Source organism: Rhodoglobus sp. G.S.4 (assembly GCF_056619605.1).
Map to the genome: position 1 here is coordinate 563,700 of NZ_CM152748.1, position 22,606 is coordinate 586,305.

General features: G+C 58.8%; 22 protein-coding genes. 13 read left to right on the top strand and 9 right to left on the bottom strand.

Going from position 1 to position 22,606, the window contains the following annotated elements; translation table 11 throughout:
- The 6 genes from AC061P_RS02830 to AC061P_RS02855 all read right to left on the bottom strand — a co-directional run bounded on the left by AC061P_RS02830 (position 1) and on the right by AC061P_RS02855 (position 5,310).
- Positions 1-759, bottom strand: coding sequence for a succinate dehydrogenase iron-sulfur subunit (locus AC061P_RS02830; RefSeq protein WP_449648296.1), 759 nt, complete (start codon positions 757-759; stop codon positions 1-3).
- Positions 759-2,573 (bottom strand): succinate dehydrogenase flavoprotein subunit, encoded by a 1,815-nt coding sequence (gene sdhA, locus AC061P_RS02835; protein WP_449648295.1) that lies wholly within the window; start codon positions 2,571-2,573, stop codon positions 759-761. Before sdhA ends, AC061P_RS02830 begins: the two co-directional genes overlap by 1 nt.
- Positions 2,574-3,020: a succinate dehydrogenase hydrophobic membrane anchor subunit gene (locus AC061P_RS02840; protein ID WP_449648294.1), complete on the bottom strand. Its 447-nt coding sequence runs from the start codon at positions 3,018-3,020 to the stop codon at positions 2,574-2,576.
- Between the two features lie 2 nt (positions 3,021-3,022).
- A complete protein-coding gene (gene sdhC / locus AC061P_RS02845) occupies positions 3,023-3,433 on the bottom strand; it encodes a succinate dehydrogenase, cytochrome b556 subunit (protein ID WP_449648508.1) in 411 nt (136 codons plus the stop codon).
- 182 nt (positions 3,434-3,615) lie between these two features.
- Positions 3,616-4,065 (bottom strand): MerR family transcriptional regulator, encoded by a 450-nt coding sequence (locus AC061P_RS02850; protein ID WP_449648293.1) that lies wholly within the window; start codon positions 4,063-4,065, stop codon positions 3,616-3,618.
- A gap of 93 nt (positions 4,066-4,158) precedes the next feature.
- Positions 4,159-5,310, bottom strand: a complete 1,152-nt coding sequence (locus AC061P_RS02855) for a glycosyltransferase family 4 protein (protein WP_480391774.1) — start codon at positions 5,308-5,310, stop codon at positions 4,159-4,161.
- Positions 5,311-5,400: 90 nt separating this feature from the next.
- Here AC061P_RS02855 and AC061P_RS02860 point away from each other — a divergent pair, with 90 nt between their 5' ends.
- From AC061P_RS02860 to AC061P_RS02895, 8 genes are all read left to right on the top strand, one after another.
- Positions 5,401-6,522 (top strand): mannose-1-phosphate guanylyltransferase, encoded by a 1,122-nt coding sequence (locus AC061P_RS02860; RefSeq protein ID WP_449648291.1) that lies wholly within the window; start codon positions 5,401-5,403, stop codon positions 6,520-6,522.
- Between the two features lie 88 nt (positions 6,523-6,610).
- Complete coding sequence (locus tag AC061P_RS02865) at positions 6,611-7,750, top strand: BMP family lipoprotein (RefSeq protein ID WP_449648290.1); 1,140 nt, start codon at positions 6,611-6,613, stop codon at positions 7,748-7,750.
- Between the two features lie 122 nt (positions 7,751-7,872).
- Complete coding sequence (locus AC061P_RS02870; RefSeq protein WP_480391775.1) at positions 7,873-9,387, top strand: ABC transporter ATP-binding protein; 1,515 nt, start codon at positions 7,873-7,875, stop codon at positions 9,385-9,387.
- Positions 9,384-10,715: an ABC transporter permease gene (locus AC061P_RS02875; protein WP_480391776.1), complete on the top strand. Its 1,332-nt coding sequence runs from the start codon at positions 9,384-9,386 to the stop codon at positions 10,713-10,715. The genes AC061P_RS02870 and AC061P_RS02875 overlap by 4 nt, the downstream gene beginning before the upstream one ends.
- Complete coding sequence (locus AC061P_RS02880; RefSeq protein WP_449648287.1) at positions 10,715-11,995, top strand: ABC transporter permease; 1,281 nt, start codon at positions 10,715-10,717, stop codon at positions 11,993-11,995. The genes AC061P_RS02875 and AC061P_RS02880 overlap by 1 nt, the downstream gene beginning before the upstream one ends.
- A 4-nt stretch (positions 11,996-11,999) precedes the next feature.
- Positions 12,000-12,416 (top strand): cytidine deaminase, encoded by a 417-nt coding sequence (locus tag AC061P_RS02885; protein WP_010205718.1) that lies wholly within the window; start codon positions 12,000-12,002, stop codon positions 12,414-12,416.
- Positions 12,409-13,722 (top strand): thymidine phosphorylase, encoded by a 1,314-nt coding sequence (locus AC061P_RS02890; RefSeq protein ID WP_449648286.1) that lies wholly within the window; start codon positions 12,409-12,411, stop codon positions 13,720-13,722. The genes AC061P_RS02885 and AC061P_RS02890 overlap by 8 nt, the downstream gene beginning before the upstream one ends.
- An 86-nt stretch (positions 13,723-13,808) precedes the next feature.
- On the top strand, positions 13,809-15,299 hold the full coding sequence (locus tag AC061P_RS02895) for an MFS transporter (RefSeq protein WP_480391777.1): 1,491 nt from the start codon (positions 13,809-13,811) through the stop codon (positions 15,297-15,299).
- On the opposite strand, the gene uriH is transcribed toward AC061P_RS02895, so the two are convergent.
- Complete coding sequence (gene uriH, locus AC061P_RS02900) at positions 15,296-16,243, bottom strand: uridine-preferring nucleoside hydrolase UriH (protein ID WP_449648284.1); 948 nt, start codon at positions 16,241-16,243, stop codon at positions 15,296-15,298. The genes AC061P_RS02895 and uriH overlap by 4 nt on opposite strands.
- A gap of 48 nt (positions 16,244-16,291) precedes the next feature.
- Here uriH and AC061P_RS02905 point away from each other — a divergent pair, with 48 nt between their 5' ends.
- The 5 genes from AC061P_RS02905 to AC061P_RS02925 are packed head-to-tail and all read left to right on the top strand — an operon-like array spanning position 16,292 to position 20,041.
- Positions 16,292-17,470, top strand: a complete 1,179-nt coding sequence (locus AC061P_RS02905) for an adenosylhomocysteinase (protein ID WP_480391778.1) — start codon at positions 16,292-16,294, stop codon at positions 17,468-17,470.
- On the top strand, positions 17,470-18,141 hold the full coding sequence (locus tag AC061P_RS02910; RefSeq protein ID WP_449648282.1) for an IclR family transcriptional regulator: 672 nt from the start codon (positions 17,470-17,472) through the stop codon (positions 18,139-18,141). The genes AC061P_RS02905 and AC061P_RS02910 overlap by 1 nt, the downstream gene beginning before the upstream one ends.
- 57 nt (positions 18,142-18,198) lie before the next feature.
- Positions 18,199-19,320, top strand: coding sequence for an adenosine deaminase (locus AC061P_RS02915; RefSeq protein ID WP_480391779.1), 1,122 nt, complete (start codon positions 18,199-18,201; stop codon positions 19,318-19,320).
- Between the two features lie 2 nt (positions 19,321-19,322).
- Complete coding sequence (locus tag AC061P_RS02920; protein ID WP_480391780.1) at positions 19,323-19,772, top strand: PTS sugar transporter subunit IIA; 450 nt, start codon at positions 19,323-19,325, stop codon at positions 19,770-19,772.
- Entirely contained in the window at positions 19,769-20,041 is a 273-nt protein-coding gene (locus AC061P_RS02925; protein WP_449648279.1) for a PTS sugar transporter subunit IIB, read from the top strand. The genes AC061P_RS02920 and AC061P_RS02925 overlap by 4 nt, the downstream gene beginning before the upstream one ends.
- Positions 20,042-20,100: 59 nt before the next feature.
- Here AC061P_RS02925 and AC061P_RS02930 read toward each other — a convergent pair whose 3' ends face one another.
- Both AC061P_RS02930 and AC061P_RS02935 read right to left on the bottom strand, forming a co-directional pair.
- The gene (locus tag AC061P_RS02930) at positions 20,101-21,768 is read right to left on the bottom strand and encodes a phospho-sugar mutase (protein WP_480391781.1); all 1,668 of its coding nucleotides are present in this window, start codon (positions 21,766-21,768) and stop codon (positions 20,101-20,103) included.
- Positions 21,765-22,601, bottom strand: coding sequence for a purine-nucleoside phosphorylase (locus AC061P_RS02935; protein WP_449648277.1), 837 nt, complete (start codon positions 22,599-22,601; stop codon positions 21,765-21,767). The genes AC061P_RS02930 and AC061P_RS02935 overlap by 4 nt, the downstream gene beginning before the upstream one ends.
- Positions 22,602-22,606: the final 5 nt, after the last annotated feature.

Sequence of the window (22,606 nt, forward strand, 5' to 3'; positions counted from 1 at the left end):
CTACGGTCGTCCCTTGATGATGGCCTGCTTCACTTCAGCAATCGCCTGAGTGACTTGGATGCCGCGGGGGCAGGCGTCGGTGCAGTTGAAGGTAGTGCGGCAACGCCACACGCCCTCTTTGTCGTTGAGGATGTCGAGGCGAACCTGCGAACCCTCATCGCGAGAGTCGAAAATAAAGCGGTGGGCATTCACGATGGCGGCAGGACCGAAGTACTGTCCATCAGTCCAGAACACGGGGCAGCTCGACGTGCACGCAGCACACAGGATGCACTTAGTGGTGTCATCGAAACGTGCGCGCTCCACCGGGCTCTGCTTGCGCTCTTTGCCACCCTTGACAGGGCCAGCCATCAAGAAGGGGTTGACCTCCTTGAAGGAGTCAAAGAACGGCTCCATGTCGACGATCAAGTCTTTCTCCAGCGGGAGACCCTTGATGGCTTCAACGGTGATCGGCTTCGAGATGTCGAGATCTTTGATCAGCGTCTTGCACGCCAGGCGATTGCGGCTGTTGATGCGCATTGCATCAGAACCACATACCCCGTGAGCGCACGAGCGACGGAACGTCAGCGAGCCATCCATCTCCCACTTGATCTTGTGCAGAGCGTCCAAAATCCTGTCGGTCGCGAGGACCTCCAAAGCAAAGTCTTCCCAGCGCGGCTCGTCGTCAATTTCCGGGTCAAATCGACGGACGCGCAGCGTTATGTTCAGGGTAGGAATGGCCTGTGGTGCGGCAGGCTTTTTGTCAGCGACGGCAGTGCTCATTAGTACTTTCTCTCCATCGGCGGGTAGTTGGTGATCACTACTGGCTTCCAATCAAGTCGGATGTGGTCACCCGCCTCTTCTGATTCTGGGTCGCCCGTGAGGTACGCCATCGTGTGCACGAGGAAATTCTCGTCATCACGGTTGGGATAGTCCTCACGCATGTGGCCGCCACGGCTTTCCTTGCGTGAACGAGCCGAGAATACGAGTACTTCGGCGAGGTCAAGCAGGAAGCCAAGTTCTACGGCTTCGAGCAGGTCGGTGTTGAACCGCTTGCCCTTGTCGTGAAGTTGGATGTTTCGGTAACGAGCACGCAGGTTCTGGATGAGCGTGGTGACCTCAGCGAGGCTCTCATCGGTGCGGAAAATCTGGGCGTTGCGGTCCATCGAGACCTGCAACTCTTTACGGATCGTGGCAATACGCTCGGTGCCATCACCAGCCCGAACCATGTCGAGGATGTCCTTAACGCCGCCGGCAGGATTCTCGGGCAGCGGCACAAACTCGGCAGTCTTCACGTATTCGACGGCGGCCTTTCCGGCCCGCTTTCCGAAGACGTTGATATCGAGCAGCGAATTAGTGCCCAGACGGTTGGAGCCGTGAACGGAAACACACGCACACTCGCCGGCGGCGTAGAGGCCCTTGACGACATCCGTGTTGTTGCGAAGCACTTCGGCCTGAACGTTGGTCGGGATGCCACCCATGGCGTAGTGCGCGGTCGGCAGCACAGGAACGGGCTCGGTGTAGGGCTCAACACCGAGGTAGGTGCGAGCGAACTCGGTGATGTCTGGCAGCTTTTCGTCAATGACGGCGGGCTCGAGGTGCGTGATGTCGAGGAACAGGTAGTCCTTGTCTGGACCAGCTCCACGACCTTCGCGAATCTCGGTGGCCATCGAACGCGCAACGATGTCACGCGGAGCGAGGTCCTTGAGCGTCGGCGTGTAGCGCTCCATGAAGCGCTCACCCTCGGAGTTGCGCAGGATAGCGCCCTCTCCACGTGCAGCTTCGGAGAGCAGGATGCCGAGACCAGCCAACCCGGTGGGGTGGAACTGGAAGAACTCCATGTCTTCGAGAGGCAGGCCCTTGCGCCAGATGATCCCGACGCCGTCACCGGTGAGGGTGTGAGCATTGGATGTGGTCTTGAAAATCTTGCCGAATCCGCCAGTAGCAAAGATGGTGGCCTTCGACTGGAACACGTGGAGGTCACCGGTGGCGAGTTCGTAGGCAACGACGCCAGCGGGCTCTTCAACGCCGTCGACCTCGGTCATGATGAGGTCGAGTACGTAGAACTCGTTGAAGAAGTTGATGCCGAGTTTGACGCAGTTTTGGTACAGAGTCTGAAGAATCATGTGACCAGTGCGGTCAGCGGCGTAGCAGGCACGGCGTACAGGGGCCTTGCCGTGCTCGCGAGTGTGACCACCGAAGCGACGCTGATCAATCTTGCCGTCGGCGGTGCGGTTGAACGGAAGACCCATATTTTCAAGGTCGACCACGGCGTCGATTGCCTCTTTGGCGAGGATTTCGGCTGCGTCTTGGTCAACGAGGTAGTCGCCACCCTTGACGGTGTCGTAGGTGTGCCATTCCCAGTTGTCTTCTTCAACATTGGCAAGGGCCGCTGCCATGCCACCCTGCGCTGCACCGGTGTGCGAACGCGTGGGGTAGAGCTTGGAGATGACCGCAGTCTTGGCGTGCGGGCCGGCTTCAATAGCGGCACGCATGCCAGCGCCGCCGGCGCCAACGATCACAATGTCGAATTGGTGGTAATGGACTCCATCGATGATGGTTCCGTCGGCGATATCGCCAGTATTAATCGTAGACAATTAGCGTCCCTCACAGATGCTGGCTAACAGAGCTGGGTCAGCTCCGGCGGGGCAGGGATCGAAGGTGGTAATCACCAGGGTTCCCAAAAGGATCAGGATCGCCGTGGATGCGGCGATTCCAATCAGTAGAACTTTTCGCACCTTGGGGTTGGTTGCGTAGTCGTTGACGAGCGTGCGCATCCCGTTACCGCCGTGGATCAAAGCGAGCCACAGCATGAGGCCATCCCAGACTGCCCAGAACGGGTCGGAGAGCTTTCCGCCGACAAACGCGAAGTCAATTGCCTTGACGCCTTCGCCGGCAACAAGGTTGACGAAGAGGTGGCCGAAGATGAGAACGATGAGCACTACGCCAGAGGCGCGCATGTAGATCCATCCCCATTTTTCCCAGTTGACTCCGCCAGTGCGGCGGCCACGGGTGGGGGTGCGGGGGGCTTCGATGAGACTCATGCTCAACCTCCGAAGACGTGCATTAGCTGGCGGGGAATGAATCCGGCGAGCAGAACAAGCCAGAGTCCGATGACCACCCAGAACATTGCGCGTTGGTGTTTCGCGCCGAATGCCCAGAAGTCGATCAGGATGATGCGCAGGCCGTTAAAGGCGTGGAAGGCAATTGCCGCAACCAGAGCGATCTCTCCAAGACCCATCAACGGAGTCTTGTAGGTCGAAATAACGGCGTTGTAGGCCTCTGGACTCACGCGAACAAGTGCGGTGTCAAGAATGTGAACAAGAAGGAAGAAGTAGATGGCGACACCGGTAATGCGGTGAAGCACCCACGACCACATGCCCTCGTTGCCCCGGTACAGGGTGCCGGCAGGTCTTTTGGGTGAGCGGATCTTCGGGGGAGACTGCGGCTCCGCCACTAGGTTGCTCGCCGACTTCTCTGGCACGAGGACCCTCCTTGCGGTGTGGGGTCGCGTCCACCGCGACCGATGAGTGTCCGCACAGGCGGACCTACCCAGTCTATTCCTGCGCGGAGCGCCTTGCTTCCCACCTCACGCTAAATAGCCGCAAATCCGGGATGATTTCGTGAATTCTCGGAAAGTTAACGGGCTACAGTCTTTTCCCGCGCAGTTTCTTTCGATACTTCACTGCTGACGGCTGTCTCGTCATCATCGCGCACGGCCAGTGATGCTCGATACCACTCAATCTTCTGAGTGATTCCGGCAAGGTGTTGCTGTTGCTCGGCCAGTTCGCGGGCAACATTCTCTCGATGTTGTTCGAGCAACCGCATCCGGTCTGCGGAGGTGTCTTGTGGGCTGCGAACGAGATCGGCATACTCGCGAATGGTGCGGATAGGCATCCCGGTTCGTCGAAGGTGACTGATGAATTCGACAGCTTTCACATCGATCTCGCGGTAGCGGCGTTGTCCGTTTGCTAGCCGCGGCACGACCAGGATGCCCGCCTTTTCGTAATAGCGCAGCGTGTGGTCAGTGACGCCTGTTGCTGCAGCAACCTCACCGATTGTTAGTACGCGTTCTTTCGTGTCGCCCATGAGGTCCCGTCGTCTCCGAAGTGTGAGCCAAGCCCATCCTTCTGCCTAGAGTGCACTCTAGGTCACGGCGTTCGAGGAAGCCAGGGAGTATGGTCAGCGCGATCGCGCGTGAGCCCGCTCAGAGGCGCGAACAACTCCAGCGGCAATCGTTGCCGTGTAGTAATCGACGAGCTGCGCACAGACACCGCTCCACGACTTGCCAAGCACTGTGCGTCGACCGGCCTCGCCCATACGGGAGCGCAGCTCAGGGTCGATCACCAATGCCTCAACGAACGCCCGCAGCTGACTTTCGTTGTCTGCCTCGAAGAGAAAGCCGTTCGTGCCGTGATCAATCAGATCGATAGGCCCCCCGGAGCGGGGTGCAACAACGGGCAATCCCGCCGAGTGCGCTTCCTGAAGCGTCTGGCCAAAAGTCTCCTCCGTGCCCGTGTGCACAAAGACATCGAAGGCCGCATACGCCGTTGCCAGCTCTTCGCCGCCCAAGCGACCAAGCCACGTGACCGGGATGCCGGCAAGCTCCTTCTTGACATGAGGAACCGATGAACCGTCTCCGACAATCGCGACGCGCACCCCGTCGAGACCGCGAAGCGCTCTCAGCCGTTCCACTTGCTTCTCGGGCGCGACGCGCCCGACATAGCCAACGACTACCTCCCCGTGGGGAGAGAGCCGCTTGCGCAGCTTTGCCGTTTCGGGGGTCAGTTTCTTTGCAGGGTGATACATCGCGAGGTCAACACCGCGACCCCATCTCTCAAGCTTTGTCAGCCCGATGGCTTTCAGATCGGCCATAGCGGTGCTCGACGGAGCGAGAGTGAGTTGAGCACCATCGTGGATCCAGCGCACGATGCGCCACGCCAGTTTCGTTGCCGGACCGAGGCGATGGCGGCGAGCGTAACCGGCGACATCCGTCTGGAAGATTGCGACGGTGGCAATGCCGAGCCGATTGGCGGAGGCAATTGCCTGCGCCCCTAAGAGAAAAGGTGCTGCCGCGTGAACGACATCCGGCCGAAAGTCGGCGATGAGTTTGTGCACCTGCGGGTTGGGGAGCCCGACCGGAAATTGGCGGTAGGCGAGCGCTGGTACCGAGTGAACGGTGAAACCCGCATAAGTGGCGGGGGCGCCTGCCGCGGGACAAATCACGATTGCTTCGTGGCCCTCGGCGCTCAAGTAGTCGAGCACCTTGCTCACGCTATTGGTGACGCCATTGACCGTGGGAAGAAAACTTTCGCTAACAATGGCGACCCGCAAATTCAGCACCTCAATCGGTTGTCGTACTGGTCACGCTAGGAGGTGCGAACAACGGGCGAGTTAACGGGCGCTGAAGTCTAGGGTGGATGTATGAGCCAACTTCAGGCACCTTTCGACAATTTCTACAGTGTGATCCCTGCCGGTGGCATCGGATCGCGACTGTGGCCGCTGTCGCGGGCAGATGCTCCCAAGTTTTTGCACGATCTCACCGGGTCAGGTCAGACACTGCTTCGCGACACCTGGGATCGACTCGCACCGCTATCTGGCCCCGACCGCATCATGGTCGTCACGGGGCGAGCGCATCGTGCAGCTGTCGAAAAGCAGCTTCCCGAATTGAGCGACGCCAACGTTGTGCTGGAGAGTGAACCGAAAGATTCCTCCGCCGCCATCGGGCTTGCCGCCGCGATACTGCTCAAGCGCGACCCCAACGTCGTTATCGGGTCGTTTGCTGCTGATCACGTTATTCGCGACATCCGCGGATTTCGTCGCAGCGTGCGCGAAGCTATTGCTGTCGCGAACGCTGGCTACATTGCGGCAATTGGAATCACACCGTCCGAACCGGCAATCGGGTTTGGATACATTCACTGCAGCGGCGCGATTGATGTTGATGGCGCTCCGAGCGCCGTCTCTGTTGAATCATTCGTCGAGAAGCCAGACTTTGCGACCGCTGAGTCCTATTTGACCAGTGGCGACTATCTCTGGAACGCCGGGATGTTCATCTCGCGTGCCGATGTCCTGCTTGAGCAATTGGGCAAAGCCGAGCCAGAGTTGCTCGTCGGGCTCACCGAACTTGCCGAAGCTTGGGATACCCCAGCTCGCGGCGCTGTTGTTGACCGGGTGTGGCCGCACCTCGCCAAGATCGCGATCGATTACACGGTTGCAGAACCTGCTGCCGCGGAGGGGCGACTTGTTGTTGTTCCTGGCGACTTCGATTGGGACGACGTTGGAGACTTTGCGTCGATCGCTAAATTGCACTCCGGCGGTCGCAAATCTGACCTCGCGATTCTCGGTGAAAATGCTCGCGTACTCGCCGACAAATCCACCGGAGTAGTGATTAGCCAGACTGACCGGCTTATTTCCCTAATTGGGGTAAACGACATTGTCGTGGTCGATACTCCAGACGCTTTGCTGGTTACGACAACTGCGAACGCTCAACGCGTCAAATCTGTAGTGGATGCTCTAAAAATCTCTGGCCGCAACGATGTGTTGTGACGATGTGATTTCGCATTTGTAACCATTCGGCTTCAGCGCTCATATTCGCACATTCGTTTTCTTGATTCTTCGGTAGCGTAGGTGAATCATGTTTCGACAATTTCTGTCGAACAGCATCTTGGAGGACACCTTGAGAATCAGCACTCACGGCCGCACACTCAGCGGCATGGCGCTCGTTGCAACGAGCGCACTCGTACTCGCCGGTTGCGCAGCAGCACCGGAAGAGTCCGCAGAGGGTTCGGGCGAAGCGCTCGACTTCCTCCCCTGCATGGTTTCTGACTCTGGCGGATTCGACGACAAGTCGTTCAACCAGCTCGGTTATGAAGGTATCGAAAAGGCAGCCGACGAACTCGGCGTTGACTTCCTCACTGTTGAGTCGACTAGCGACGCAGACTACGCACCCAACATCGAGAGCCTCATTGCCGAGGGTTGCGACCTGATCGTTACTGTTGGGTTCAACCTTTCCGCTGCAACCGTTGAGTTTGCTCTGGCAAACCCCGACGTCAACTTCGCAATTGTTGATGACGCCGCTGACAACGACTTCGACGGCACGACCGACGCAGACAACATCAAGCCGATCCTCTTCGACACTGCAGGCGCAGCGTTCCTCGCAGGATACGCAGCAGCAAGCTACTCGACCACCGGTGTTGTTGGAACCTACGGCGGAATGAACTTCCCGACCGTTTCGATCTTCATGGATGGCGCAGCACAGGGTGTTGACTACTACAACTCCGAAAAGGGTGCAGCAGTCACGGTCCGCGGTTGGGATGTCGCAGCACAGGACGGAACGTTCATCGGTAGCTTCGCTCCCGGAACCGACTCGCGTGCAGCAGCACAGAACCTGATCGACCAGGGTGCAGACGTTCTGCTTCCCGTCGGTGGCCCGATCTTCCAGAGCGCAGTTGAGGCAATTCGCGACTCCGGCAAGGACATCGCCATGATCGGTGTTGACGCTGACCTGACCGAGACCGAGACCGCAGCAGCGGACTTGTTCCTCACCTCGATCCTCAAGCAGATCAGTGTTGCTGTTGAAGAGGTCGTAATGGAAGCATCGAGCGGTTCGCTTGACACCACTCCCTACATTGGAACCCTCGAAAACGGTGGAGTTGGCATCGCGCCGTTCCACGACTTCGAGTCCAAGGTTGACGGCGGCCTCGAGGCAGAGCTCGTCGCTGTAAAGGACGGCATCATCTCCGGCGACATCGCCGTGAAGTCGTACCTCAACTAGGTATAAAGAACTGAGGGGGCTGGCCTGAGGGTCAGCCCCCTTCGTTTTGGACTAGTCTTCTGAGGCTAATCTTGTGAAATCAAACGACGGCGACGACGCCGAATCAGCACTGAGGAGAGATTGTGAAACTTGAGCTGCGAGGTATAACCAAGCGCTTTGGTGACCTAATCGCGAACGATCATATTGATCTCACAATCGAAGAGGGCGAGATCCATTGCCTCCTCGGCGAGAACGGCGCGGGCAAGTCAACGTTGATGAATGTTCTCTACGGCCTGTATCAGGCTGAAGAGGGCGAGATTCTCATCGACGACGAAGTACGCCACTTCGCCGGCCCTGGAGACGCTATGCGTTCCGGCATTGGCATGGTCCACCAGCACTTCATGTTGATCCCTGTCTTTAGCGTCGCGGAGAACGTGGCGCTCGGGCACGAAGAGGTCTACGGACCAGGGCTACTGAATCTCGACGCCGCGCGCACCCTCGTGCGAGACATTTCGGCACGATTCGGATTCGACATCGATCCCGACGCCCTTGTCGAAGATCTCCCCGTGGGAGTTCAGCAGCGGGTTGAGATCGTCAAGGCGCTCTCCCGTGAGGCGAAGGTTCTCGTTTTTGATGAGCCAACCGCCGTATTAACGCCCCAAGAGACTGACGAGTTCATGGCCATCATGCGCCAACTCAAGTCAGAGGGCACTTCCATTGTTTTCATTACGCACAAACTGCGTGAGGTTCGCGAAGTCGCTGACCGCATCACGGTCATCCGCCTAGGCAAGGTTGTTGGTGAAGCCGACCCCAGCGCCGACAAGGAAGAACTTGCATCGCTCATGGTCGGTCGTGCCGTAGACCTCACGATCGATAAGGCACCTGCGCAACTTACGGAAAATTCTCTCGTCATCGAGAATCTGTCGATAGCTGATGAGTTCGGCAACCGTGCTGTGAAGGACCTCAGTGTCACTGTTCAGGGTGGTGAGATTCTCGCAATTGCAGGTGTGCAAGGTAACGGACAGACCGAGCTCGCCGAGGCACTGTTGGGGATGCAGCCACGCGCATCCGGTTCGATCTCTCTGAATGGCAAAGAACTATTGGGCCTCAACGCCCGCCAAATTCTTGATGAGGGTGTTGGCTACGTGCCGGAAGACCGCACGCTTGATGGTCTGGTTGGCGGGTTCAGTATTGCCGAGAATCTCATGCTTGACCGCAGTGACGGGGCACCCTTCGTGCAGTACGGCACTCTCAAGACAGACACGCTGAATGAGTTTGCCGTCGACAAGCTCGAAGCGTTCGACATTCGCGCCCAGAGCATTCACGAAAGCGTTTCCCAGCTTTCGGGTGGTAACCAACAGAAGGTTGTATTGGCGCGCGAACTGAGTCGCGAGCTATCACTTCTCGTCGTCTCGCAACCAACCCGAGGTCTCGATGTTGGATCTATTGAGTTCGTTCACGAGCAGATCGTTGGCGTGCGCGATCGCGGACTTCCCGTGATTGTCGTGTCGACAGAACTCGACGAAGTTGTCTCCCTAGCTGACCGTATCGCGGTCATGTACAAGGGCCAGATTGTTGGAATCGTACCGGCGGACACCCCCCGCGAAAAACTCGGCCTCATGATGGCCGGCGAACGCATTACGGAGGAGGCAGCATGAGCGAGCCAACGTCCCAGAAACCAGAAGATCAGAAACCAGAAGATCAGAAACCAGAAGATCAGAATGCTGAAGATCAGTCGTCTGTAGATCAGTCGTCTGAAGCGGCAGCGTTGACCCAGGGTGCCGAGAACTCGGAGACCAATCAGGACACCGCTCGGTGGACGAATGCGTTCCGCGAAATTGCGTCGGGCAACGCTCTCCTTTCGGTGCTTGCCGTCCTTCTGGCAATCATTATCGGCGGAGTGCTCATTGCCCTGACCGACCCTGATGTTCAGGATGCGGCCGGATACTTCTTCGCCCGCCCCGGCGACCTTTTTGCCGCGATCGGAAGCGCCGTTGGTGGCGCCTACCTCGCTCTCTTCCAGGGATCGGTGTATGACTTCCGCCGCGATGACTTTCTCTCTGCGATCAAGCCACTGACGCAGACACTGGTCTTCGCGACGCCGCTGATCGCAGCCGGTCTCGGTGTTGCCATCGCGTTCCGTGTTGGACTGTTCAACATCGGTGGCCGCGGCCAGATCATCGTCGGTGCAGCATTCGCGGGCTATGCGAGCTTCGCGTGGGATCTGCCCATTGTCATCCACGTTGTAGTCGCCGTCATCATGGGCATCATCGGTGGCGCTCTGTGGGGCGCTATTGCTGGCGTTTTGAAGGCAAGAACCGGAGCGCACGAGGTGATCGTGACGATCATGCTCAACTACGTCGCCTACTACCTGATCAGCTTCTTGCTGCGCACTGATCTACTTAAGAACCCCGGATCCAACAACCCGAAGACTCCGCCCGCCGCTGATAACGCTGTACTTCCGCCGATTTTTGGTGACGGTTTCAAACTCCACTGGGGTTTCATCGTCGTTATTGCGGCCACGGTGTTGGCATGGTGGTTGATTGAACGTTCGAGTCTCGGCTTCAAGTTCCGCGCTGTGGGGCTCAACCCGCATGCGGCTCGAGTTGCCGGCATCAAGGTGGAGCGTCTCTACATCTACGTGATGCTGATCGCCGGTGGCTACGCCGGTCTTGCGGCAAGCACCGAAGTTCTCGGAACTACGACAAGTGGTTTCACTTCTGGGGTGGATGCCGGTATCGGCTTCGACGCTATTACCGTTGCATTGCTTGGCCGCTCAACGCCGTGGGGAACGTTCGCCGCCGGTGTACTGTTCGGGGCGTTCAAGGCTGGTGGATTCACCATGCAGGCTTCGCAGAGTATCCCGATCGACATCGTTCTGGTTGTTCAGTCGCTGATCGTTCTGTTTATCGCAGCTCCGCCGCTCGTGCGTGCTGTGTTCCGTTTGCCGCAACCCGGCGCTCGCGCAAAGAAGGTGGTCAGCTAATGACTCTCACCAAGACTTCAGACAGCAAGAGCCTCGCCGGCTCGAAGATTGATCGCCGCAGTTGGAAGATGCCGATTGCGTTCGCGATTGTCGCCGTGATTTCGGGAGTGTTGTTTATCGGCTTTGCCGAGGATGCGCCTACAGGGTTCAACCTCTCGACTGGGACTGATCTCTTCCAGTTGCCTGTGGTTCATTTGCCTGCGCTGGCCACTGGCATCGTTGTCACGATACTGATGGCGTTGATCTCCATCGTCTCCGCGTACATGATTTCGCAAGACCGTACAGTGCCGACCTGGGTTCCTGTTCTTGGCGCACTATTCGCTCTCACCGGATTTCTTACGTGGGCCGCTGCCGACGAAACGCTGCGCGTTCCTGAACTGCTCGCTGGGGCCCTTGTTCTCGCTGTGCCGCTCATCTTTGGTGCACTCGGCGGTGTGATCTCCGAGCGTGTTGGTGTTGTCAACATCGCCATTGAGGCTCAGCTGCTCGCTGGAGCATTCGTCTCAGCGGTCGTTGGCACAATCACCGCATCCCCCTTTGCTGGACTGTTCGCGGCTGCGGTTGCGGGAATGCTTGTCTCGTTCCTGCTCTCGGTATTCGCAATCAAGTACCTTGTCAACCAGATCATCGTCGGTGTTGTCATCAACGTTCTGGTGTCTGGCCTCACCGGGTTCCTCTACTCGCAGTGGCTTGTTGAGAGCCCAGAGCGGTTGAATAATCCAGAAGGGTTCTCGGTATTGCCGATTCCTTTCTTGAGCGGTATCCCGATTGTCGGACCGGTTCTCTTCAAGCAGACCCTCATCGTTTACTTGCTCTACATCATCGTGGCGGCTGTTGCCTTCGCGCTGTACCGCACTCGCTGGGGACTCCGCCTACGCGCGGTGGGCGAGCACCCCAAGGCTGCTGACACTGTTGGTATCAACGTGACCCGCACGCGATTCTGGAATGTTGCTCTCGCGGGAGCAATTGCTGGTCTCGGTGGAGCATTCATCACGCTGAGCCAGACGGGCCAGTTCGGAAAGGACGTCACGGCTGGAGCCGGCTTTATTGCTCTCGCCGCTGTCATCTTCGGCCGCTGGGATCCGATCAAGGCGACGCTCGCCGCACTGCTCTTCGGTTTCGCCAGCAACCTGCAGAACGCTTTGAGCGTTGTCGGTTCGCCGGTGCCGAGCGAGTTCATGCTCATGCTGCCGTACGTGGTGACAATCATTGCCGTAGCCGGCTTGGTCGGAAAGTCTCGGCCGCCAGCCGCATCCGGAACACCGTACATAAAGGGGTAACGCTATGACGATCGAGCCGCAATCAATTGACTGGGATGCGCTGAGGCTCGTCGCCACAGATGCCCTGAGTCACGCCTACGTTCCCTATTCGAAGTTTCCGGTCGGCGTCGCCGCCATTGTCGACGATGGCCGGATAATTTCGGGAGCCAACGTAGAAAACGCTTCCTATGGCCTCACGCTGTGCGCAGAGTGCACCATGGTCTCCGCACTGCACATGACGGGCGGCGGCAAGCTTGTCGCCTTCACTTGCGTGGATGGCAAAGGCAACGCTCTCATGCCCTGTGGCCGCTGCCGCCAGCTGCTGTTTGAGCACTCCGCTGAAGGCATGCTGCTCGAAACAGTTTCTGGCATCAAAACAATTGACGAAGTAATTCCCGACGCGTTCGGGCCACGCACTCTTGAGGAGTACCGCAGTGAATAACAGTGAAGAAACAGCAATTGAACGATTCGATGCCGTCGATCTCATCCACACCAAGCGCGACAAGGGCGTACTCAGCACCGACCAAATCAACTGGCTCGTGGATGCTTACACTCGCGGTTATGTCGGCGACGAACAGATGGCTGCCATGACAATGGCCATCTTCATCAACGGTATGGAGCGCGAAGAGATTCGCGACCTCACCCTCGCAATGATCGCCAGTGGCGAGACCCTGAGCTTTGACGGACTCGGCAAGCCAACAACCGACAAGCACTCGACCGGTGGTGTCGGTGACAAAATTACGTTGCCGCTTGCACCCCTGGTTGCGTCGTTCGGCGTTGCCGTGCCGCAGCTTTCCGGCCGCGGCCTTGGCCACACGGGCGGCACACTTGACAAGCTCGAGAGCATTCCCGGCTGGCGTGCCGACCTCAGCAACGAAGAGTTTTATGCGCAACTGCGTGGCGTTGGTGGAGTGATTTGTGCCGCCGGTTCTGGCCTCGCTCCGGCAGACAAGAAGTTGTATGCCCTTCGCGACATCACCGGAACTGTCGAAGCTATTCCGTTGATCGCATCCTCCATCATGAGCAAGAAAATTGCCGAGGGCACCTCTGCTCTCGTGCTTGACGTGAAGTTCGGTTCTGGTGCGTTTATGAAAGACGCGGCTCGCAGTCGAGAACTCGCCGAGACCATGGTTCGCCTCGGTAACGACGCTGGTGTCAAGACAGTTGCCCTGCTCACCAACATGAACGTTCCCCTTGGTCTCACGATCGGAAACGCCAACGAGGTTCGTGAATCTGTTGAGGTGCTCGCCGGTGGTGGACCCGCCGACGTTCGCGCCCTGACTGTCGCATTGGCCCGCGAAATGCTCGCTCAGGTTGGCCAACCCGACGCAGATGTTGAGGCTGCTCTCGACAACGGTCAGGCAATGGATGCTTGGCGCGGCATGATCGCCGCGCAAGGCGGAGACCCGGATGGTGCGCTACCCCAACCCAAGGAAAGCCACGTTGTTCTTGCTGACCGCGACGGTGTTCTCGTCGAACAGGAAGCTCTGCCATTCGGTGTTGCTGCCTGGCGCTTGGGTGCAGGCCGTGCGCGCAAGCAGGACCCGGTTCAGCACGCTGCGGGAATCGATCTCCACGCCAAGCCCGGCGACACGGTGCGAAAGGGTGAACCGCTATTCACTATGCACGCGGATGAGCCGGCTCGATTCGAGCGTGCGCTTGAGTCTCTTGATGGCGCGTACCGCATCGGCGACGCCGGCGACACCGTGCACGATGGCGGACCGCTGATCGCGGGACGCATCGACTAGAACAAACGGAAGTCGCACTAATTTCGGGAGCTTGACTCGGTAAAGGCTGAACGAGGGGTCTCATTTGCTGACGTAAAGTTAGACAAATGACTAAAGCGGATCAGACCACCGCGGGTGCCGGAGCGGCTCTCAGCGACACCGATAAATGGCGTGCCTTTTGGGTTTGTGTCGTCGTTGCGGCGATCACGATCCTGGATCTGTCGAAGGTCAACGTAGCACTACCCTCGATTGAAGATGCACTGGGAGCAAGCTCCACTCAGTTGCAGCTGATCGTCTCTGGCTACGTCTTGACGTTCGGTTTGATTCTGGTGCCGGCTGGCCGGCTGGGAGATCAGCGATCTCGCAAGGCGCTGTTCTTGACCGGACTGACGCTGTTCACTCTCGCCAGTATTGCGTGCGCTATTGCGCCGACGGCCGAACTTTTGCTGGCGTCTCGACTTCTGCAGGGTGTCGCGGCCGGCATCCAAATGCCCCAGGTGATTGGTCTTATCCAGCAGTTGTTCCGCGGGCCAGAGCGTGGTCGGGCCTTCGGTTTGTTCGGCGCAATGATCGGGATCGCAACTGCGTTCGGCCCGACCCTCGGTGGGCTCATGATTGCTCTTGGTGGTGCCCAAGACGGCTGGCGCTACATCTTCTGGATGAATGTTCCTCTCGGCATTATCGCTCTCGTTCTGGCTTGGCGCATCCTTCCCGCGACCTCCAAAGCAACCTATGGGCGCCTCGACCTCGACCCGATCGGTATCGCAATATTTGGCGTCACCGTCTTGGCGCTAATGTGGCCATTCTTGTTCACGACGGGAGCGCCAACTGATGATCCCAACCGATGGTGGTTGCTTGTGGTCTTTGTGCTCGCCGCTGCAGCATTCGTCGCGTGGGAACGTCGCTATGCCGCAGGGGGCCGCGCGCCCCTCGTTCCGCTAAAGCTCTTTCGTATTAGTTCGTTCCGCAATGGAACCATGCTCGCTACGGTCTACTTTGCCGCGATGCCGGCGATGTTCCTCCTCACGACCCTCTACCTGCAACTCGGTCTCGGTCTCGAGCCCGTCTTTGCCGGAATGGTGACAATCGGGTTCGCCCTGACGAGCGCGTTTTCGTCGTGGCGCGGTGGTCTCTTGGTTGAGCGCTACGGTCGCTCGCTGGTTGTTGTGGGACTCGCCATCCTGTTGGTGGGGCTTGGACTTCTCATGGCCGCGGCGATCCTCACTCCGCCGGCAATCACTCCATTCGTGATGGCAGCCGCATTCCTCATCGGAGGAACCGGCGGTGGACTAGTGATTTCGCCCAATCAGACACTCACACTGAACGACATCCCGCCGGTCGAGGGCGGACTTGCTGGATCCGTCGGTCAACTGGGGCAGCGCATCGGCACAGCAATCGGAACTGCTGTAGCACTCTCGCTCTTCTACTCCACGCTCTACAACGAACGAAACAGCAGCCAAGGTACCGTCGAGCTCTACCACCACGCTTACGGTGTCGGGATGCTCTCTGCGACCCTGTTCTTCGCTATCGCAATGCTCATCGGCGTCGTCGACCTTGGTGCGCGAAAGCGTCGCGCACGGCAAAGCAGCAACGCCTAAAGCTGCGGATCTCCGATGCGCTCGAGAGCGTCGACAACCATTCCCCAGAACTTGGGATGATCGAGGTTGCGAGCGACCTGAGTCGTGCAGTCGGCGGGAGCCGGAGCGCGAAAATCGGCAACGGTCATGCCAAGCGTGAGAGTTCCCGTGAGTTCGACATCCAAGGGCACCTTCACGACCTGCATGACGCTCGGATCGATGACGAAAGCCACGGCACACGGGTCGTGTACCGGCGGGTGGTCGAAGCCTTGCGCATCACGGTAGGTCTCGCCGAAGAAGTCGAGGAGTTCGCCGACGAAACGAGCGGGGCCGGTGCCGACGGCCGCGATGGATGCCGCAACTTCGTCAGTCGCGAGAGCTTCGTGGGTGAGATCAAGGCCCACCATCGTGAGCGGCCAGCACTCGTTGAAGACAATGTGCGCGGCTTCGGGGTCGATCACGATGTTGAATTCGCTCGTTGCGCTCCAGTTGCCGACGTTGACGCCTCCACCCATGAGCACGACTTGCTTCACGCGTTCGGCAATGCGGGGTTCTTTACGGACAGCGAGAGCGATGTTGGTGAGGGCGCCGGTGGGCACTAGCGTTACGGTGCCTGGCTCGTGGGCCATGACGGTGTCAATAATGAAGTCGACGGCGTGCCGGGCATCCAACTCGATTGTGGGTTCGGGGAGTACGGGACCGTCGAGGCCGGACTCGCCGTGGATAGATTCGGCGACTTCGATTCGGCGAACGAGCGGGCGATGGGCGCCGCGGGCAAAGGGGACATCAGTGATGCCGGCGACGCGAGCAATCGCTAGAGCATTGCGAGTGACCTTCTCGATGGTCTGATTGCCCATCACGGTAGTAACGCCGAGCAACTCGATCTGGGGATTGCCATGGGCGAGCAGCAGCGCAATCGCGTCGTCGTGCCCGGGGTCGCAGTCGAGGATAATCTTCTCAGCCATGCCTAAAAGCATATATGAAAATAAGATTCATATATGTAGAGTGGCGTCATGACTAGTGAACTTGTTGAACGCGCAGCCGCCCGTCTCACGTGGATTCGCTCACGCATGACTCTGCTCGCCGAAATGCGCACACACTTCGCCGAGACCCAACCTTTCGCTGGTCGCCGTATCGGTATGTCTCTGCACCTAGAGCCCAAGACGGCTGTGCTACTCGAAACTCTGGCCGCTGGGGGCGCCGAGATTGTGGCCACCGGAAACCATGGATCGACGCAAGATGACATCGTCGCGTTCTTGCGCGAACAAGGAATGACTATCTTCGGTAGTCGCGATGACACTCCCCATGAGCACCACGGGCACATTGTGAACGTGATCGCCGCCGAGCCAGACATCCTGCTCGACAACGGAGCCGACCTCGTTGCCACGGTTGCCGAGTCCGGACTCGCATCCCACATCATTGGTGGAACCGAAGAAACCAGTTCTGGCGGCTACCGCCTCCGGTCAGAACTCGCGGAATACGTGCCGTTTCCTATGGTGCTCATCAACGACAGCCCGCTCGCGCTGCTCGGTGAGAACAAACACGCGGTCGGTCAGTCCGTGGCCGAGAGCTTTATGCGCATCACCAATCTCATGGTTCCCGGGCGACGATTCGTGGTCGCAGGATACGGCTGGTGCGGTCGCGGAGTCGCTCACTACCTTCGCGCCCTTGGCGCAAAAGTTGCCGTAGTAGAAGTTGATGAAATCAAAGCGTTTGAAGCAGCGCTAGACGGCTACCGCGTGGCAAACATGCTCGATCTGGCGCAGTGGGGCGAAGTATTCATCACCGCGACCGGGCATCCGCAAGTTTTGGGAACCGACTTCTTCGAGGTGGTCGCTGACGGTGCAATGCTCGTCAATTGCGGTCACTTTCCTTGGGAAATCGATGTGCTCGCCCTGCGCGATCTCGCCATCAGCAGCACCGTAATCGACACCGTTATCGAGCGAATCGATCTTCCAGGAAATCGTCACGTCACGCTCCTAGCTGACGGACGCATGATCAATCTCGCCGGCAGTGAACCCAAAGGAAACTCGATCGAATCAATGGACCTCGGGTTTCTGCTCCAAGCGATGTCGCTCGAACGGGTGGCTACTGCCCCTGAGACTCTGGTGTTGGGAGCGCAACCGGTTCCTGACCCCATCAATCGCGAGATTGCCCGCCGCATGCTCATCGCAATGAAGGCAGACCGCTAGTGGTCGCTACACCGGAGTACCCAGCCCCGGCCCTGGAAAAGGGCCTCGACATTCTCGAATTGCTCGCGGAAACTCCGGGGTCGCTGAGCCAGTCAGAGATAGCGGATGCCACGGGACGAAGTACCGGGCAAATATTTCGGGTGCTATCGACCCTGGAGCGTCGCGGTTTTGTGTTCCGCGACAAGCAGTCCGGACTCTACGTGCTGGCGATGAAGCTGCTTGACCTTGCGCACAAGCATTCGCCACTGCGAGGACTGATCAGCGTCTCCTTGCCGATCATGCGGCAGTTAGCGGAGCAGACGCGGCAGTCCTGCAACCTTGCGGTGTTGGATGGAAACAGGGTGCGAGTGATCGCCCAAGTGGAGTCTCCCGCAGACTTTGGTTTCGGCGTGCGCGTGGGGGCTACATTTGAGATCGAGACCACAGGAACCGGTTTCGTGCTTGCAGCAGACAATGCCGAACCCCTCGTGCGCGCAGACACGTTTCATCCCGGCATCACCGATGTTGTCGCTGCTGTGCGGAGCTCGACCGGGACCGTCGCAGCGATTACCGTGCCCTACGTAGCAACCGCTTTCAGTGAAGTTGAAGCAGAACGAGTGCTCCAGCTCGCAGCGGATGCCGCGAAAGAAATCTCAGAAGTGCTCCAAGGGCGAGCATTTACAGAATCTTAACGTCATCCAGCAAAACCACAGAGGGCTTTCAGAGTTTGGCACGGTAGATTTGTGGGTATGAACGCCGCTGTTGAGAATTTTCTGATGCCCGGAGGCAGCGCAAGCATTACTGCGCTCCCCAAGGTTTCCCTGCACGATCACCTCGATGGCGGATTGCGGCCGCAAACAATCGTGGAACTTGCCGAGGAGATCGGCTTCGAGATCCCCGAAACAGACCCAGCGAAACTCACTTCCTGGTTTGCTGAGCAAGCAGACTCCGGCTCGCTTGTCGATTACCTCAAGACCTTCGACGTGACTATCGCTGTCATGCAATCTCAAGAGAACCTCAAGCGAGTCGCCCGCGAATTCGTGCACGACCTCGCCGACGACGGTGTTATTTATGGTGAGATTCGGTGGGCACCAGAACAGCACCTGCAGAACGGTCTCGACCTCGATCAGGCTGTCGCTGCGGTGCAAGAGGGGCTCGAAGAAGGAACCGACGCTGTTCGCTCAAGTGGCCGCAGCATTCGTGTTGGCCAACTCTTGAGCTCAATGCGCCAGACCGATCGTGGCACCGAAATTGCCGAGCTCGCGATTCGTCACCGGGATCGTGGAGTTCTCGGTTTCGACATCGCCGGGCCAGAAGCCGGCTACCCCGCTAGCCGAATGCGCGGTGCGTTCGATCTGCTCGCCCACAACTACATTCCGGCCACAGTGCACGCCGGTGAAGCGGATGGCCTCGACAGCATTCGCAGTGCCCTCTTTGACGGCCGCGCCCTGCGACTGGGACACGGAGTGCGCCTAGCCGAAGACATCACGATCGCTCGTGAAGATGACGAAAACACGTACGTCTCACTCGGCGACCTCGCGCAGTGGGTGAAGGACCGTGAGATTGCTCTCGAGCTCAGCCCATCATCCAACCTACAAACCGGTGCAATCGAACAGTGGGGTGACGAACTTGTCGATCATCCCTTCGACCTGCTCTACCAGCTCGGATTCCGGGTCACGGTAAACACCGATAACCGACTGATGAGCGCAACGAGTTTGAGCCGCGAGCTCTCGTTACTGACAGAGGCCTTCGGATACGACCTCACCGATCTTGAGGTCTTCCAGATCAATGCTGCTGCTGCCGCTTTCTTGCCCATCGAAGAGCGCGAGGACCTCGCTGAGGCCATCAGCGCTGGATTCGAAAGCGCGTAACGATGTCGCTGCCTCCGCTTCCTGAATCCGCAATCGACATCGGAGCATTCGCCGCTGACTGGCGTGCCGCCGTTTCGCTCTCCGGGGCGGCATTGGCACGATCCGGTGCTGCCAAGCCCGGCTACGCCATCGAAATGATCCGGATGATCGAAGATCACGGCCCCTACGTCGTGATCGCTCCTGGCCTCGCTTTGGCTCACGCCCGCCCGGGACCACAGGTTATAGCTAACGGACTGTCGATCGTGACGCTCAAGGAGCCAGTTCGTTTTGGTCACGCCCACAACGATCCCGTTCGGGTTGTGCTCGGGCTAGCGATCTCTGAAGCAGGCGCGCATCTCGCGGCTGTTGCGGCCGTCGCAAATATCTTCAACGACTCTTCGGCGATTGACCAGCTCGCCGAAGCAACAACCGCAGCAGAAGTTCAACACATTATGGGGGTCGTTCCGTCATGAAAATTGTGACCATTTGCGGTGCCGGAATTGGCTCCTCTGGAGTGCTCAAGGTGAACGCCGAGCGCGCACTGCGTGCGCTCGACCTCGAAGCGACCGTTGTCGCCGCTGACGTGAATTCAGTGCGCACTGTCGCAGCCGACGCTCAGATCATTCTCACGAGCCAAGAGTTCGTCGAGGCCATCGGCAAGACAAACGCCGACGTCATCGTCATCGTCAATCTCTTTGACACCTCAGAACTCAAGCAAAAGCTTGAGGACGCCCTCGGGTAAACCCCTCAGACGCCCTCAGCGTTGCTTCGCGCAGGATGCGCGTGGTGTGGAAGTGGGCTCTAGGCCAAAAGCTCCCGCATGCCAGCCTCAAGTTGACTCGCGACAGCTTCTGCAGCAGCCTGACGCTCGGCGCCGTTGCCGGAAGTGCTCATCGCATCCACATAGAACTTCAGTTTTGGTTCGGTGCCGCTTGGTCGCACGATCACGCGAGCGCCATCCTCGAAATCCATGCGCAGAATGTCGCTGGGGATGAAGCCATCGACGCCGTCGATGAAGTCGGTGAACGTGACAACCCGGTGGCCTCCGACTTCAGCCGGAGCATTGGTGCGCACCTTCGTCATCATGTCGCCAATTTCAGAGATCTTGGCGAAGCGCATCGACACTTGACGTGAAGCAAAGGCACCAAACTGTGTGGTGAACTCATCGAGGCGGTCGAGCACCGTCTTGCCTTCAGCCTTGAGTTCGGCAGCAAGCGAGAGGAAATCGACCGAGGCTGAAATGCCATCTTTGTCTCGAACCTTCGCGGGGTCGACAAGGTAACCGAGTGCTTCTTCGTAGCCGAACGTCAGCCCGTCAATGCGGGAAATCCATTTGAAACCCGTGAGGGTGTCGTGGTAATCCAGACCGTAAGCCCCCGCGATTGTGCGCAATGCTGGCGAGGAGACGATGGATGCCGCGAGCACACCTTTGCCGTTAGCGCGTTCTGCCGCGCGCCACCCCAGCAAGATACCCACTTCGTTTCCGCTCAGCCGACGCCACTCGCCGTCGCGACCCGGCAGCGCAACCGCGAGGCGGTCAGCGTCAGGATCGTGAGCAATAGCAATGTCGGCGCCAACCTCGCGAGCTTTAGCGAAGCTGAGATCCATGGCTCCCGGCTCTTCAGGATTGGGGAAAGCGACCGTGGGGAAGGCAGCATCCGGGTGGGCCTGTTCTTCGACAACGGCGGGATCGGTAAAGCCGGCCTGTGAATAGACAGCTTTGCTGGTCTCCCACCCGACACCGTGCATGGCGGTGTAGGTGTAAACAATCTCCGTGGAAGGACCAGCGAGAGCTGCTGTGCGCGCAATGTACTCGTCAACAACACCGTCATCAGTCGTGACAAAGTCGGTGGAGCGAGGCAGGTCTGCAATCGACCCCTTGGCAACGATGTCGATAGCGTGGGCAATATCGGCGTCAGCCGGTGGCACAATCTGCGAACCGTGGTTATCCCCACCGAGATAAACCTTGTAGCCGTTATCGTTTGCCGGGTTGTGGCTCGCCGTCACCATCACGCCGGCGCTCACATTGAGATGACGAACAGCGAACGCGAGAACTGGCGTGGGGAGCATCCGCGGCAACAAAATGGCACGAACACCGGCGCCAGCCATGATCGTGGCCGTATCGCGGGCAAAGACTTCAGAGTTAATGCGGCCGTCGTACCCAATAACGATGCTCGGGCTGAGTTCATGAGTGAGCAAATAGGCGGCAAGTCCCGCAGCCGCCTGAGTGACCAAAACCCGGTTCATGCGGTTCGGGCCGGCACCCAGCTCCCCGCGTAACCCGGCAGTGCCGAACGCGAGCCGCGTGTCAAAGCGGTGGTGGAGTCCGGTGATTGCTGTCTCGTCACCGTTGACGGCATCCGTAATCAGCGCTTCGAGTTCGGTGTGGGTGACAGCATCAGGGTCTTGCTCAAGCCACGCGTTGGCGGCTGAGATGAGTTGTTCGGTATTCAGGGCTTCGGTGCTCATAGTGCGGTCACAATCTGTGCGAGCAGGGTGCTGATCTGCACTTCAGCGTCTTTGCCTGCCTGAATGACTTCTTCGTGGCTGAGGGGAGTCGACTGGATGCCGGCAGCAAGGTTAGTGATGAGCGACATTCCCAAGATTTCCATGCCTGCTTGGCGCGCGGCGATCGCTTCGAGCGCGGTGGACATTCCCACGATGTGGCCGCCCATGGTCTTGGCCATCTGCACTTCGGCGGGGGTTTCGTAGTGGGGGCCACGGAACTGGGTATACACGCCCTCGTCGAGGGTTGAGTCGATCGACTTAGCGATCTCTCGAAGACGCTTGCTGTACAAATCGGTGAGGTCGATGAACGTTGCACCCTCGAGAGGGGAGTCGGCGGTGAGGTTGAGGTGGTCGCTGATAAGAACGGGGGTTCCTGGCTTCCAGGTCTCTTTGATGCCACCGGCACCGTTGGTGAGGATCATGGTGGTTGCACCGGTTGCCGCTGCGGTGCGCACGGAATGGACAACCCGGCGAACACCGTGGTTCTCGTAGTAATGGGTGCGGGCGCCAATCACGAGAGCGCGCTTGCCGCTGGGGAGCAGAATGGAGCGCAGCGTGCCGACGTGGCCTTCCAGCGCTGGCTTCGAGAATCCAGGGATGTCGGATGCCGCGATGGTCGCCGTTGTCTCGCCGATGAGGTCGGCGGCTTTGCCCCACCCACTCCCGAGGGTGAGGGCGATGTCGTGCTTCTCGACTCCTGTTGCTGCGGCGATAGCGTCAGCCGCTTCTTGCGCGACCGCGAATGGGTCTGCGTTGGGGTCGTCGAGGGGGTTTGTGGTTGGCGACTGTGACATGGCAT

Bases quoted from the DNA above. Each gene is read 5' to 3' on its own strand.
- AC061P_RS02895 (WP_480391777.1), top strand. From the start codon at position 13,809: ATGACTAAAGCGGATCAGACCACCGCGGGTGCCGGAGCGGCTCTCAGC.
- uriH (WP_449648284.1), bottom strand. From the start codon at position 16,243: ATGGCTGAGAAGATTATCCTCGACTGCGACCCCGGGCACGACGACGCG.
- AC061P_RS02930 (WP_480391781.1), bottom strand. From the start codon at position 21,768: ATGAGCACCGAAGCCCTGAATACCGAACAACTCATCTCAGCCGCCAAC.
- AC061P_RS02865 (WP_449648290.1), top strand. From the start codon at position 6,611: ATGTTTCGACAATTTCTGTCGAACAGCATCTTGGAGGACACCTTGAGA.
- AC061P_RS02840 (WP_449648294.1), bottom strand. From the start codon at position 3,020: ATGAGTCTCATCGAAGCCCCCCGCACCCCCACCCGTGGCCGCCGCACT.
- AC061P_RS02860 (WP_449648291.1), top strand. From the start codon at position 5,401: ATGAGCCAACTTCAGGCACCTTTCGACAATTTCTACAGTGTGATCCCT.
- AC061P_RS02830 (WP_449648296.1), bottom strand. From the start codon at position 759: ATGAGCACTGCCGTCGCTGACAAAAAGCCTGCCGCACCACAGGCCATT.
- AC061P_RS02920 (WP_480391780.1), top strand. From the start codon at position 19,323: ATGTCGCTGCCTCCGCTTCCTGAATCCGCAATCGACATCGGAGCATTC.
- AC061P_RS02915 (WP_480391779.1), top strand. From the start codon at position 18,199: ATGAACGCCGCTGTTGAGAATTTTCTGATGCCCGGAGGCAGCGCAAGC.
- AC061P_RS02885 (WP_010205718.1), top strand. From the start codon at position 12,000: ATGACGATCGAGCCGCAATCAATTGACTGGGATGCGCTGAGGCTCGTC.
- AC061P_RS02925 (WP_449648279.1), top strand. From the start codon at position 19,769: ATGAAAATTGTGACCATTTGCGGTGCCGGAATTGGCTCCTCTGGAGTG.
- AC061P_RS02850 (WP_449648293.1), bottom strand. From the start codon at position 4,065: ATGGGCGACACGAAAGAACGCGTACTAACAATCGGTGAGGTTGCTGCA.
- AC061P_RS02905 (WP_480391778.1), top strand. From the start codon at position 16,292: ATGACTAGTGAACTTGTTGAACGCGCAGCCGCCCGTCTCACGTGGATT.
- AC061P_RS02875 (WP_480391776.1), top strand. From the start codon at position 9,384: ATGAGCGAGCCAACGTCCCAGAAACCAGAAGATCAGAAACCAGAAGAT.
- AC061P_RS02880 (WP_449648287.1), top strand. From the start codon at position 10,715: ATGACTCTCACCAAGACTTCAGACAGCAAGAGCCTCGCCGGCTCGAAG.
- AC061P_RS02935 (WP_449648277.1), bottom strand. From the start codon at position 22,601: ATGTCACAGTCGCCAACCACAAACCCCCTCGACGACCCCAACGCAGAC.